The organism is Arthrobacter sp. 05N33_2 (assembly GCF_056397425.1).
Map to the genome: position 1 here is coordinate 22883 of NZ_JBFTNJ010000031.1, position 13188 is coordinate 36070.

At 66.5% G+C, this 13188-nt stretch carries 13 protein-coding genes; all 13 read left to right on the forward strand.

Translation table 11 applies throughout. The annotated features are described in order from the left end of the window. Window positions 1–17 precede the first annotated feature (17 nt). Window positions 18–1739: an ABC transporter ATP-binding protein gene (locus AC1DHX_RS13220; RefSeq protein WP_476860487.1), complete on the forward strand. Its 1722-nt coding sequence runs from the start codon at window positions 18–20 to the stop codon at window positions 1737–1739. Continuing rightward, window positions 1736–3070 (forward strand): phosphotransferase family protein, encoded by a 1335-nt coding sequence (locus AC1DHX_RS13225; protein WP_476900110.1) that lies wholly within the window; start codon window positions 1736–1738, stop codon window positions 3068–3070. The genes AC1DHX_RS13220 and AC1DHX_RS13225 overlap by 4 nt, the downstream gene beginning before the upstream one ends. Beyond that, window positions 3067–4197: a phosphotransferase gene (locus tag AC1DHX_RS13230; RefSeq protein WP_476860485.1), complete on the forward strand. Its 1131-nt coding sequence runs from the start codon at window positions 3067–3069 to the stop codon at window positions 4195–4197. Before AC1DHX_RS13225 ends, AC1DHX_RS13230 begins: the two co-directional genes overlap by 4 nt. A gap of 5 nt (window positions 4198–4202) precedes the next feature. Next, a complete protein-coding gene (locus AC1DHX_RS13235) occupies window positions 4203–5330 on the forward strand; it encodes a phosphotransferase (RefSeq protein WP_476860484.1) in 1128 nt (375 codons plus the stop codon). A gap of 78 nt (window positions 5331–5408) precedes the next feature. Next, a complete protein-coding gene (locus AC1DHX_RS13240; protein WP_476860483.1) occupies window positions 5409–6245 on the forward strand; it encodes an alpha/beta fold hydrolase in 837 nt (278 codons plus the stop codon). 154 nt (window positions 6246–6399) lie between these two features. Continuing rightward, window positions 6400–6897, forward strand: coding sequence for a 2-oxo-4-hydroxy-4-carboxy-5-ureidoimidazoline decarboxylase (gene uraD, locus AC1DHX_RS13245; protein WP_476860482.1), 498 nt, complete (start codon window positions 6400–6402; stop codon window positions 6895–6897). Next, window positions 6894–7235 carry a hydroxyisourate hydrolase gene (gene uraH / locus AC1DHX_RS13250; protein WP_230010411.1) on the forward strand — a complete coding sequence of 114 codons (342 nt, stop codon included), beginning with the start codon at window positions 6894–6896 and terminating at the stop codon, window positions 7233–7235. Before uraD ends, uraH begins: the two co-directional genes overlap by 4 nt. 469 nt (window positions 7236–7704) lie before the next feature. Then, on the forward strand, window positions 7705–9045 hold the full coding sequence (locus AC1DHX_RS13255; RefSeq protein WP_476858189.1) for an MFS transporter: 1341 nt from the start codon (window positions 7705–7707) through the stop codon (window positions 9043–9045). 69 nt (window positions 9046–9114) lie between these two features. Beyond that, on the forward strand, window positions 9115–9795 hold the full coding sequence (locus AC1DHX_RS13260) for a GntR family transcriptional regulator (RefSeq protein ID WP_476858188.1): 681 nt from the start codon (window positions 9115–9117) through the stop codon (window positions 9793–9795). After that, entirely contained in the window at window positions 9795–10580 is a 786-nt protein-coding gene (locus tag AC1DHX_RS13265; protein ID WP_230009168.1) for an aspartate/glutamate racemase family protein, read from the forward strand. The genes AC1DHX_RS13260 and AC1DHX_RS13265 overlap by 1 nt, the downstream gene beginning before the upstream one ends. A 25-nt stretch (window positions 10581–10605) precedes the next feature. Next, a complete protein-coding gene (locus AC1DHX_RS13270; RefSeq protein WP_476860481.1) occupies window positions 10606–12069 on the forward strand; it encodes an amidohydrolase family protein in 1464 nt (487 codons plus the stop codon). A gap of 8 nt (window positions 12070–12077) precedes the next feature. Continuing rightward, window positions 12078–12809: a maleate cis-trans isomerase family protein gene (locus tag AC1DHX_RS13275; protein ID WP_476860480.1), complete on the forward strand. Its 732-nt coding sequence runs from the start codon at window positions 12078–12080 to the stop codon at window positions 12807–12809. Between the two features lie 190 nt (window positions 12810–12999). Continuing rightward, window positions 13000–13188: hypothetical protein (locus AC1DHX_RS13280; protein WP_476863771.1), on the forward strand; the 189-nt coding region annotated here is incomplete at its 3' end.

The following is a 13188-nucleotide window of genomic DNA, read 5'->3' on the forward strand; positions in this document are numbered from 1 at the left end:
CTTGGGGATTCATTGCCATGGCCGTGGAAATCCTCTTCCGGCTTCTTGAGCCGTGGCCGGTGAAAATCGTCCTGGACTCCGTCTCACACTCACTCGGCGCCAATCTGCGCAGGTCCCCGCTCAGCGTGGAGGCGAGCGCGGAGGTGTTGCTCCTCTGCGCCGGTGCGGTGGTTGTCATCTGCCTGATCCGGGCCGTGGCCGGCTACGTGTCCGCGATTTCGTTTGCCCTGGTGGGTACCCGGATTTCCTCCGAATTGCGCGCCCGAACCTTCCGCCACCTCCAGGGCCTGTCGATGCGCCACCACAGCCGCGCCTCCACCGGCGACACTGTCCAGCGGCTCGTCGGAGACGTGTCCCGGCTGCAGGATGTGGCCGTCACGGCGGGGCTCCCCCTCATCGGCAATTTCGTGTCGCTGATAGCAATGATGATCATCATGCTCTGGCTCGATCCTTTGATCGCACTGGTGACGTTCCTGTCCATCGGGATATTCGTGTTGGTGTCCCGCAAGAACTCGGGATCGATTACTACGGCGGCCCGCAAGTCACGCAAGGGTGAAAGCGCCCTGGCCACCACCGCCGCCCAGACGTTGGGCGCAATGCGCGAAGTCCAGGCGTATGGACTCGAAGACACCCTCAGCTCGGGCTTCAGCAAGAGCAACCAGTCGGCACTTGGCTCCGGCGTGGTCACGCTGCGGCTGGCCGCCAGCCTGCAACGGAAGACCGACGTCCTGACGGGAATCGCGACGGCGGTGGTCCTGGCCGCCGGCGGATGGAGGGTGATGCAGCACGTGATGACCCCGGGTGATCTGGTCGTCTTCCTGACCTACCTGAAAACCGGGCTGAGGCCACTCAAGGATGTGGCCAGGTACACGAGCCGCATCGCCCGCGCGACGGCCTCCGGGGAACGGGTTGCGGACCTGCTTGAGGCCCAGAGTGACGTGCCCGAGTCACCGCACGCCGTCGCCCTCAGGAACCCGCACCCGGACATTGTGTTCGAGGACGTCTGGGCCGGCCACTTCGAGGAAACCGCGGTGCTCAAGGGAATCACCCTGAGCATACCGGCGGGTCAGCACTGCGCCGTGCTGGGGCCCTCCGGGGCCGGAAAGTCCACACTGGCAAGCATGATCCTTCGGATGGTGGACCCGTGGAAGGGGAGTGTCAGCCTCGGCGGCGAGGACCTGCGGGACCTCAAGATCGCTTCCGTCCGCGCCCACGTCTCCATCCTGCTCCAGGACTCCGTGCTGTTCGGAACCTCCGTCCGGGAGAACATCAGGTTCGGCCGCCTCGATGCCACCGATGAGGAGATCGAAGCCGTGGCGGCCCTCGCACAGGCCGACGGTTTCATCCGCGCGCTGCCCCAGGGCTACGAAACCGTCCTTGGCGAGGCGGCCAACAATCTTTCCGGGGGCCAGCGTCAACGGCTGGCCGTCGCCCGTGCCATGCTCCGCAAGGCCCCGATCGTGATCCTGGACGAGGCGACCGCCGGGCTCGATCCGGCATCCCGGGATTCAGTCCTCAGCGCCCTGGACACACTCACCGAGGGCCGGACCTCCATCACGATCACCCACGACGTCAACTCGGCCCAATCGTGCGACCGGGTGATCTGGCTCGAAGACGGCCAAATCCTGGAAGACGGGCCGCCGCAGTCATTGCTGGCCGATCCGGATTCCCGCTTTGCCGGCTGGGTCCACAGGCAGCAGACCCCCGAGCCGGGTGAACTGTTCAAGGTGCCGACATGAGCACCCCGCAGGGACAAAGACTGCAGGAACAGTGGCTGCAGGCGCAGCGGCGCGACGCCGACCGTGCCCTGGCGGCCCGGGACCCCCGGATCCCTGGCCTGAACTGGGTGCTCGACGACGAGCTGCTCTCAGAGCTCCTGGGCGAAAGCGTCCGGATCATCAGGACCCGCTACAAACCGCACACCTCGGCCCTCGTCGCCTTCCGCCAGGCCGGCAACGGCAGCTACGGCAACGGCAGCTACGGCAACGGCGCCGGCAGCTACGGCTGGGCATTGACCACAACACCGGAGCATGTCGGGAAACTGCAGCAGCGGGCAGACAGCTCGCAAAAGCGCGACGGCGGCATCCGGCTTGTCCAGCCCGACCGTCCGCACGGTGACGTCGTCGTGRCTGTCGGCCCCATCGAAGAGGACTGGCCGCTGCGCCCCAACCTGCGGTGGCTCCGGGACCAAGGACTCGGACGGCTCGGAGCGCTCCCCGCGGCAGGGCGCTTCCTGGACCCCCCGGTCAGCGTGCTGAGATACAACCCGGAGCGCAGGCTCGTTGTCAGGATCCCATCGGCGACACTGCCCGTCGTCGTCAAGACCGCCGTCCAAGCTGACGAAGCTGCCGAAGGCCTCCGCCTGCGGCAGCGGCTTCAGAGCCACGGCATCCCGGTCCTGCCCGAACTCGCCGACCCGGAATGCGCCGCGCACGGCATCAGCGCCTCCCCGGACTGGGGCCACGGAGACCTGGGCGGCTGCGACAACGATCCGGCCGCCTACCGGGCCGGCCAAGCCCTGGCGGCGATCCATGGAATGGACGCGGGAACCGGAGCGGACCCGATGGCGGACATGGAGGACCTTGTACGCCAGCTCATGGCCACGCGGTCCATGATCACCTGCCTGCTCCCCGGGCTCGAGGCTCCGGTGGACGCGCTCACCGGCCGGCTCCTGGCAGCTGTCGGCGCCGCCGGCCCCCGAAGGCAACAGCCGGTGATGGTCCATGGTGACTTTTCGGCGGACCAAGTACTGGTGGACGGCCCGGCCGTCCGCATCATCGATTTCGACCGAGTCAGGACCTCCGACCCGGCCAGGGACCTTGGGTCCTTTGCCGCGGTGGAGGACATCGCAGACCCCGCCGGCGTCGGGCCCGTCGCCGGCGGCCGCAAGACGGCCCAGCTGATCGACGGTTACCGCGAGGCCGGCGGGCACGTATCGCAGGCCAGGGTGGAGACCTGGGCGGCCTTCCGGTTGTTCCTGAACAGCGTCGACCCGTTCAGGAACCGGGCCAGCGACTGGCCGGCCGACACGAGCTGGCATATCCGCCGGGCCCTGGAGTTGATCGCATGAGCTGGCACCCGCCGCTTTGGAAATACACCGACGACGCCGGCACGGCGTGGCGCGTTCACAACGCGTGGCCCGATAAAGAACCCGGAGAATACCTGCTTGAGGTCGTGACTGCGGAACGGCCCGGCGTTCGGGGAGCACATCTGAGCCATGGCCACTTTGAGATCCTGCCGGAGGACGATCCCGAACTGCCGGCCCTTCGGACCGAAAGACAGCGCGGGGAAATCATTTCCCACTGGCCCTACACGCGGGCGATCATCCGGGCGGAGGGATGCTACATCAAGGTCTTCCGGCCCGGCAGGGCCGCGGTCCCGGCCGAACGGTACGCCCAGATGGACCTCCTGCTGGACGCCGGCGCCTTTACGGCGCCCGAGGTGCTTCAGAGCTCCCCGGACACCCTCGTTTTGAGCGCCCTCTCCGGACCGACGCTCGGCGAAATCGGCGAGGACTACGTCACGATCGGCGACAAGGAGTTTGCCAGCGCATGGGAAGAATGGTCCAGCGCCTGGCTCGCCCAGCTGAGCGCGGCGTCTGACGTCAGCAGACAAACCGTTCTGGGCGCCCTGCCGGTCCATTCACCGGAGGTGGAAGCGAGGGGCGTGGCCCGTTGGTTGAAACTATGGCTGCGCCACACAGAGAATGTTCCGGAATTGTCCACCCAACGCGGCACCTTGACCGCCATGGCAGATTACGTCACGGCGAACCTGCTCGGCCCGGTACCGGACGCGCTGGTATGGGCCCACGGAGACCTGCATGACCGGCAGATCATCGCTGGCGACGGCCGGTCCCCGTTCGGGCTGCTGGACTTCGACGATACTGCGCGGGCCGAGGCCGCCCGCGACCTCGCCTACCTGGATTTCCACCTGGAGCGGCGCATGTGGCGCAGTAACCTGACGCCGGCGCGATACCTTAAGGCCCACACAAAGGTGCTGGCCGTGGCCGAGCAATTGCAGGTCAGCCCGGATCGGTTCGATGCCTACTCGGACGCACGCTGGCTGCGACTGGCCTGTTCTTCGCTCCCTTCGGGCTCATCGCTGGCGACCCGCGTTCTCGAGGACCGGGTAAGGCATCGTCAGTCCTTCGGATCCACCGTCCTGGCCAGCAGCCGGCCCCTCGGATCCCGGAGCTGATCCACATGGGCTGGCACCCGCCCGTCCCGGCCGCCATCCTGGATGCCGACAACACCGAATGGCAGGTCATCCGGTCCTGGCCCGACGACTCCGCGGAGGACTACGTCCTGGAGTTGGGGGTTCCCGGCCGGGCAGGGGTCCGGGCAGCCCACCTCCGGGCGGGCCAGCTGGAGCTCCTGCGGGACGGCCGCGACCGGCGTCTGCCCGCCCTGAAGCGCGCGTCGCCGCTGGGGGTGGTGGTGGTGCACCGGGCCCACAAGCGTGCCGTGGTCAGAGCCGGGGAGCACCACCTCAAGCTCTTCCGGGCCCGCCAGTCCGACGAAGCGGTGGGCAGGCACGAACGGATGAACGAGCTCCTCGGCGCAGGGGACTTCCTCACACCGGAAATTGTTTCCTCCACCCCTGGCTGCCTCACCCTCATGACGCTGCCCGGCCGTTCCCTGTTCGAGCTGGGAATCGACCCCGCGGTCAGCGATGTGGTCTTTGAAAATGCCTGGCAAAAATGGTCCCGGGCCTGGGTSCGGCAGCATTCCCTGGCCTTGGCGCCCGCGCACCGCCCCACTCTCCATGCGCTCCCTGTCCGGACGGCCGCCGTCGAACTGGCGAGACTGCAACACACGGTGCACCTGTGGCTGGTGCACGCCGGGGACATTCCGGCGGCGCAAGCGGAGCGCGCGGCCGTCCGCGGGGCCGCGGGGCAGGCCGCCCAAAAGCTGCTCCGGACCGATCCGGATCCGCTGGTGTGGTCGCACGGGGACCTTCACGACAAGCAGATCTTCACCCTGGATCCCGGCGCGCCCCTGGGTCTGCTGGACTTCGATGAAGCCTGCCGCGCCGAGGCCGCCGCCGACCTCGGCAACATCGCCGTGCACCTTCAGCTGCGCCTGCACCAACACCGCCTGACCGCCGAAAGGTACCAAACCGCCCGCCGCCACGTCATCGCCACGGCCGAGGAACTGCATGTCACCCCGGCACGCTTCGACGCTTACGCCGCCGCGACCCGCCTGCGGCTCGGCTGCCTGTATTCCTTCCGGCCGCAGTGGGCCGACCTGGCGGAGGACTTCCTCATTCCGGATGGTGAACAGCCCCTGGCGGCGGGAGTTCCGGCCGCTAAAGTGGAGCCCACGTACTGACTGCACACCAGATCGAAACCGCCCCACACCGAACCACCGAACCACCGCGCTTTGCGCCGAACCGGGAGGACCGCTGGCATGGCTTACATCAAGGTTGGAACCGAAAACAGCACAGACGTTGAGCTCTACTACGAGGACCACGGATCCGGCCAGGCCGTGGTCCTTATCCATGGCTACCCGCTGGACGGCTCGTCGTGGGAAAAGCAGACCGCGGCGCTGCTCGGCGCGGGCTACCGTGTGATCACCTACGACCGGCGCGGCTTCGGACAGTCCAGCAAACCCACCGAGGGCTACGACTACGACACGTTCGCGGCGGACCTCAACACCCTCCTGACCACCCTCGACCTGAACGACGCCGTGCTGGTGGGCTTCTCCATGGGCACCGGCGAAGTGGGCCGCTACCTCGGAACCTACGGGTCCGCCCGGGTCTCGAAAGCGGTGTTCCTGGCCTCGCTGGAGCCGTACGTGCTGCAGGCCGAGGACAACCCCGACGGTGTCCCGCAGTCGGTGTTCGACGGGCTGATGGAGGCCGTGACGGCGGACCGGTACGCCTTCTTCACGGAATTCTTCAAGAACTTCTACAACAGCGACACTTTCCTGGGCACTCCCCGGCTCAGCCAGGAGGTCCTGAACGCGGGCTGGAACCTCGCCACCGGGGGTGGGTCCACGGCGTCGTCGGCGGCGCAGCCAACCTGGCTCACGGACTTCCGAGCCGACATCCCCAAGATCGATGTCCCGGCCCTCATTGTGCACGGCACGGCGGACAACATCCTGCCGATCGACGTCGCCGGCCGCCAGTTCGCCAAGGCGCTGCCGAGTGCCGAGTACGTGGAGATCGACGGCGCCCCGCACGGCATGCTGTGGACCCACGCCGCGGAGATCAACGAGGTTCTGCTGCGGTTCCTGGCGAGCTGACCGGGGCTGTCGCGGACCCGCCCCTGGTTGACACAGCTCAGACGGGTACGGTTCAATCTTTTGCATATGCTGAAATAACAGTTCCACGATACGAATATTTTGTCCGTATAGCCCTACACCGTGGATGCCAGCATTGACACTAAGGATCTGGCACATGCTGTTGGACGACTTTAATGCCGCCGGACGCGCGGAGGCCGCCGCCGCCCTGCGCCCCTGCCTGGACATCGAGCGATGGATTGAGGAGATCGTCGGCTCGAGGCCCTTCGACAGTACGGAAATCCTCCTCGAAACCGCCCGCCGCGCGGCGGAACCGTTCACCGAGGCGGAGGTGGAAGCCGCGCTGGCCCACCATCCCCGCATCGGCGAACGGGCCGCAGGAGACAGCGCGGAGGCCCGGCTCTCCCAATCGGAGCAGGCGAGCCTGGGCGCTCCGGATCCGGCCGTCGCCGCAGCCATCGCCGCAGGGAACCGGAGCTATGAAGAGAAATTCGGCCAGGTCTTCCTGATCCGCGCGGCCGGCCGCAGCCGCGAGGAGATCCTGGCGGCCCTCAACGCCCGGCTCGCCCACACTCCCGAAGAAGAACAAGTGGTCATCGGCCAGCAGCTGCGCGAAATCGCGGTACTCCGACTCGAAGGACTGATAGGCGCATGAGCACTTCCCACGTCACCACCCACGTTCTGGACACGGGCTCCGGCAAGCCCGCCGCAGGCGTCGCAGTCACCTTGGACATGCTCGACGGCGAACGCTGGGTCAGGATCGCGGCCGGCGCCACGGACGATGACGGCCGAGTCAAGTCACTCGGCCCCGACAGCCTGGGCTCCGGCACCTACCGCCTGGGCTTCGATACCGGAGCCTATTACGCGGCCGCCGGGACCGAGACCTTCTTCCCCGAAGTCACACTGACCTTTGCGGTGTCCGAAGCGCAGGCCCACTACCACGTCCCGCTTCTGCTGAGCCCCTTCGCCTACTCCACCTACCGGGGCAGCTAAGCCCGGAGCAGCCAAGACCGGCTGCCAGCACCACGTCACACCCCTACCGGCCCCAGTACCGCTCCGGGAACAGGCCTCCCTGCCTGGTGGCCGGCGCAGCCATGTTCCCGCGCAGCCATGTTCCGGCGCAGCCATGGCGCAGCCCGCCCGGCCCCCAGGGCCAGTCACAAACGACATTTTCGCGGCGAACCGGCCCAGCCGGCCCATGACCCTTGACAGTGGCCCACGTCACTCCTAATCTGAATTTTGGGATCCCAAATCGGGATCCCAAAACAAGAAAGCTTGCCGGGCCCCGCCCTCCCAGATTCTGCACCTGATCCGAACCTGATGTCAGCGCTGACATCAGCCCTATCAACCGCTGCGATCGACACAGGGCCCGCGCACAGGACGCCCCACGCTCCGGCATCCTGACCCTCAAACAAATCCCCCATCACCTGCCGGCATGTTTACTCTCTATCAAGGAGAAGTTGTGTCTCTTCCAAATACCGAAACAGCAGTACAACCCGATGACCTCACAAGCTCCAAGGACGGCGTGCAACGGCGCACGAATGTCCGATGGAAAATGTTCCTACTCCTGCTGGTCCTCGTGTCCGTGAACTACATCGACCGGGGATCCATCTCTGTTGCCCTGCCCATCATCCAGAAGGAATTCAACATGGCCCCGGAGCTCGTGGGCCTCCTGCTCTCGGCCTTCTTCTGGACCTACGCCCTCATGCAGATCCCGGTCGGCTGGCTGATCGACAAGTTCGGCCCCCGCAAGGTGATGACCGCGTCCTGCGTCGGCTGGGGCGCCGCAACGGCGGCCTCCGGCCTGGCCGGAGGCTTTGTCAGCATGTTCATCGCCCGCCTGGGCATCGGCGTCACCGAGGCCGGGGTCATGCCGGCCGGCGGAAAACTGAATGCCATCTGGATGCACAAATCGGAACGCGGCCGCGGCGCCACCATCCTTGACGCCGGAGCCCCTTTGGGCGCCGGGCTCGGCGGCATCCTCATCGCAGGCCTGATCGCCTCGACGGGCAGCTGGCGGAGCTCCTTCATCATCGCCGGCGCCGCCACCGTCCTCATGGGCCTCGCCGTCTGGTGGTACGTCCGGGACAACCCCCGCCAGCACCGCGGAGTCAACGACGCCGAGGCCGAGTACATCGAGGCCTCCCACGCCGCCGAGGACGCCGAAGCCGAGCTCGACGGCAGCAAGGGCAAGCGCGCCCTGCTCCCCTACCTGAAGTTCCGTTCCTTCTGGGCCATGTGCTTCGGCTGGCTGGGCTTCAACGGCGTCTTCTACGGCCTGCTCACCTGGGGCCCGCTCTACCTGGCCCAGGCCAAGGGCTTTGACCTGAAGACCATCGGCTGGTCCACGTTCGTGATCTTCGGCGCCGGTTTCGTCGGCGAAATCCTCGGCGGCACCATCGCCGACAAATGGCGGGCATCTGGCGCCTCGGCCAACCGCGTCATGCGCACCCTCCTGGGCACCTCCAGCGTCGTAGTGATCGGCGGCCTTGTCGGTGTCACCGTCGTTGCCGACCCGACGACGGCGGTAGTCCTGCTCTCCGTCGTCATGTTCTTCCTTCGCTGGGTGGGCCTCTTCTGGAGCATCCCCTCGATCCTGGGTGGCCGGACCAACGCCGGCGTCCTGGGCGGCGCGATGAACTTCAGCGGCAACATCTCCGGCTTCGTCACCCCGATCGCGGTCGGCCTGATCGTCGGTGCCACCGGCTCATACACCTGGGCGCTGCTGTACTTCGTGGGATCCGCGATCATCATGGGCGCATCCGTGCTGACCCTGAACTACAACAAGCGGCTCCCTGTCTAAGCTAGGCCACGAAACACCAGTTCCCGAAGCCGGGAACGCAGTGCCATAAAGAACCCGAAATGGAGCACCATGCTTACCGCAGAAGAAACCCAGGACAAGGAACGCCCCCTCCGGGAGGCTGTCCGGGACACCCTCCGCAACAGGATCTTTGAAGGGCACTACGTTCCCGGCACCAGGCTGGTGGAGCGCGACCTCGCCGCCGAATTCAACGTCTCCCGCCTCCCGGTCCGCGAGGCGCTGCGAATGCTGCGCCAGGAAGGCCTGGTCAGCGACCGCGGCGCTCGCGGGGCCGAAGTCAGCTCGCTCAGCCCCAAAGACGTGGAGGATCTCTTCGACGTCCGCCAGTCGCTCGAAGTGCTGGCCTGCAGGCTGGCCGCGGCCCGCGCCACACCGGAGGACCTCAGTGCGCTGGAAGCCTTGTTGGACGTGGCCGAGCTCTCTCTAGCCAAGGGCGCCATTATGGACGCCCACCGGGCCAACAGCGAATTCCACGATGCCATCACCCGGATCGCCAACAACGGCTTCCTCAAATCGGCGCTCGAACCCCTCCAGGGCCGGATGCACTGGCTGTTCCGGCATGTGAGCGACCTCCCCGAACTCATCGAAGAACATCGGGCGCTCTACACCGCGATCGCCAGCGGTGACCCTGACCGGGCGGCTGCCCAGTCGGCGTCGCACATCGACAAATACCGGGAACAGTTTCCGGAGAATTTCCGCCGGACGGAACCCGACCTTCATCGGAAGAAATAATGAAACTCCTTGTCATCAACCCCAACATCAGCAACGATGTCACTTCGCTGATCGAATCCGAAGCCCGGCGTTCAGCCTCGCCCGGAACCGAACTGGTAGTCCGGACCGCCGGCCACGGCGTCGAATATATCGAAACCCGCTTTGAATCGCTGATCGCCGCCGGTGCCGTCGCCGAAATCATCGCAGAGTACACTCGCGACGGCGCCAGCGTCGACGGCGTGGTGGTCGCCGCATTCGGCGACCCAGGGATGCCGGCGCTGAAGGAACTCGCCGACGTCCCCGTCATCGGAATTACCGAGGCGGCACTTTGCGCCGCCGCCCTGCAGGGGCACCGGTTCTCGATCATCGCCATCTCGGACCGCATCCGGCCCTGGTATCTGGACTGCGTTGAACGGTTCGGGCTCGCCGGCCGGCTGGCCTCGATCCGCTCCATCAACGAGAGCCTCAACGGCATCGGTTCCGTGCAGCAGGACTTCAAGGAGACCCTGCTGGCGCTCAGCCGCCAGGCCGTCGCCGAGGACGGGGCCGACGTCGTGATCCTCGCCGGCGCGCCGCTCGCCGGACTTGCCCGCGAGCTTGCAGGCCAGATCCCCGTCCCCGTGGTGGACGGCATTTCCGCTGGCATCCAGATGGCCCAGTCCGTAGTCAACCTCCAGTCCGGTCCGCACCGGGCCGGCGCCTTCGCGCCGCCACCGGTCAAGGCCCGCAAGGGGCTTTCGAAAAACCTCGATGCCGCCCTCACGACGGCGCAGCACGCCACCCGGCTGCCCGCACCGTCCCACTAATTTTCTTTCTCGAAGGAGGACAACGATGTCCCACACCCCAGACCTTGTCATTGCCAAYGGCACCGTGGTCAACAGTTTCGGCCGCCAGAATGTGCACGTCGTGGTGCACGGCAGGACGATCGTGCAGCTCGTGGACGCTTCCGAGCCGGTCCCCGCTGCCGCCAGGAGCATCGACGCCGCCGGCCAGCTGGTGATTCCGGGTGGCGTGGACGGCCACTGCCATGTCGCCCAGGTAACCGGACGGTTCCGTACCCTGGACGACTACCGGACAACATCCACCGCTGCCCTCTGGGGCGGCACCACCACCATTATCGACTTCGGCATCCCCCGCGACGCCCGCGAGACCCCGCTGGCCGCGGTGTTGCACAAGAAGGAACTGGCACGCGAGTCCCGCTGCGACGTCGCCCTGCACGGCTCGGTGGTCCAGTGGGACGAGACCGTGCCGTGGCAGCTCGAACAGCTCGCCGCCGAAGGTGTCCGTTCGGTCAAGATGTACACCACGAACCGGGGCACCACCATGGCCGACGGGGACACCATCCTGAAGGTCATGCGCGAGATGGTCCGGCTCGACGGCCTTACCTACATCCACGCCGAACACGATCCCATCATTGCCGACTGCACCCAGCAGCATGCGGACGACGGCCGCATCGGCATCGAACACCTGCACCGGACCCGGCCCGAACTCGCGGAGGAGATCTCGGTCAAGGAGACCCTGGCGATGGCCGAGTACACCAACGCTCCCGTCTACTTTGTGCACCAGTCCACGCCGGGGGCCGTAGACCTCGTCGCCGGGGCCCGCAGCCACAGAATGGATGCCTTCTCGGAAACGTGCCCGCACTACCTCACCCTGGACGACACCGTCTACGGCACGTCCTTCCCCGAGTGGTACGCCTGCTGCCCGCCGATGCGCAGCCCCGAGACCGTCGCCGCGCTGCGGGACCGGCTTGCCGCCGGAGCCATCCACACGGTGGCCTCGGACCACTCCTGCTACGACCTCGCGCAAAAACGCGAGCGGTCCGATGACATCCGCGCCATGCCGCACGGCCTGCCGGGAGTCGAAACCCGCATGCCTGTCACCTTTACCGCCATGATGGACGCCACCGGCGGGGCAGCCCGGGTGGAGGATTTCGTGGAAGTGTTCGCCGCCGGTCCGGCCCGGATCAACGCCCTGCCGGGCAAGGGAACGATCGCAGCAGGGTACGACGCCGACCTCGTCGTCTTCGATCCCGCACAGGAACGCACCGTTGACGGCGCTGCCCTGCACATGGGAACGGATTTCTCGCCGTTCGACGGCAGGACGCTCACCGGCTGGCCCGCCGTCGTGGTGTCCGCCGGACGCGTCGTGCTGGACGCCGGCGGCTTCCATGACCCCGGCCCCGTGGGCCAGTTTGTGGCCCGAAACGGTTTCCGCGAGCACCAGGCGGCCGCGGCCACCGCCCCCGTCAGCGCCACCCCCGCCCCCGCCGCTGTCTACCCCGCTGCCCGCTAGGAGCACCCATGCCTTCCGCAACCCGCCCCACCCGTATCGGCATGATCGTGCCGTCCTCCAACACCTGCCTCGAGCCGCAAAGCTACCGGATCCTCGGCGACCGCGACGACGTGACAATCCACTTCGCCAGGATCCACGTCACGCGGATCGCCCTCGACGATTCCTCCGACCGGCAATTTGATGCCCCGGCAATGCGGGCTGCCGCCGAGATCCTGGCGACCGCCGACGTCGACGTCATCGCGTGGAACGGCACTTCAGGATCGTGGCTCGGCGCCGATCACGACCGCGAACTCGTCAAGGGAATACAGGACGCCACCGGCATTCCCGCCACCACCTCCACACTGGCCTACATGGAGGCCTTCCGGTCCTTCGGCACCGAGCGGATCGGGCTGTTCACCCCGTACACGGAGGACGTCAACGAACGGATCGTGGCGTCCTACGAACGGGACGGGATCAAAACACTTGACCACCGTTTCCTCGGCCTGAGCGACAACGAATCATTCGCCCGGGTCTCCGACGCCGAGATGCGGCCCGGATCCCTGGAACTCGCGGCACAGAACCCGGACGCGCTCGTGTACCTCTGCACCAATCTCTACGGTGCCAACATCGCGGAGGAAATCGAGGCGGCCATGGGCGTTCCCGTGCTCGATTCGGTGGCCGTGACCCTGTGGCACTGCCTCAAAATGGCCGGCGCCCCGCTGCTCTCCCCGCGGTGGGGCAGGCTGCTCACCTCAGCCTGACCGCCAAGGCAACGCGGGGTCAGATACGGCCGATGCCGGGCGGCTTTATGGGCCGTATCTGACCCCGCGTTGCCTTGTGTACCGACCTTCCAACCGATTGTGACTGCCGGGCCGCGGTGATGCGCCGCTGATGTTGACGCGTCCCAGCCTCTCTCGATAATCTCGAAATGCAAGAAAGTTTTTTCACATAATGAAAAATATTGATCACCATTCAACGATGAAGAGTGAGGTGGACGTGGCTGCAGGAGAAGATACCTCCCATATCCTCAGCGGGTTGACAAACCAGCTGCCTGATCGTGATCCGGAAGAGACCGCCGAATGGCTGGAGTCCCTGGATACCCTGATTCAGGAACAAGGCACCGAACGTGCCCAGTACATT

Bases quoted from the DNA above. Each gene is read 5' to 3' on its own strand.
- AC1DHX_RS13230 (WP_476860485.1), top strand. From the start codon at position 3,067: ATGAGCTGGCACCCGCCGCTTTGGAAATACACCGACGACGCCGGCACG.
- AC1DHX_RS13275 (WP_476860480.1), top strand. From the start codon at position 12,078: ATGCCTTCCGCAACCCGCCCCACCCGTATCGGCATGATCGTGCCGTCC.
- AC1DHX_RS13260 (WP_476858188.1), top strand. From the start codon at position 9,115: ATGCTTACCGCAGAAGAAACCCAGGACAAGGAACGCCCCCTCCGGGAG.
- AC1DHX_RS13220 (WP_476860487.1), top strand. From the start codon at position 18: ATGGCCGTGGAAATCCTCTTCCGGCTTCTTGAGCCGTGGCCGGTGAAA.
- AC1DHX_RS13265 (WP_230009168.1), top strand. From the start codon at position 9,795: ATGAAACTCCTTGTCATCAACCCCAACATCAGCAACGATGTCACTTCG.
- uraH (WP_230010411.1), top strand. From the start codon at position 6,894: ATGAGCACTTCCCACGTCACCACCCACGTTCTGGACACGGGCTCCGGC.
- uraD (WP_476860482.1), top strand. From the start codon at position 6,400: ATGCTGTTGGACGACTTTAATGCCGCCGGACGCGCGGAGGCCGCCGCC.
- AC1DHX_RS13240 (WP_476860483.1), top strand. From the start codon at position 5,409: ATGGCTTACATCAAGGTTGGAACCGAAAACAGCACAGACGTTGAGCTC.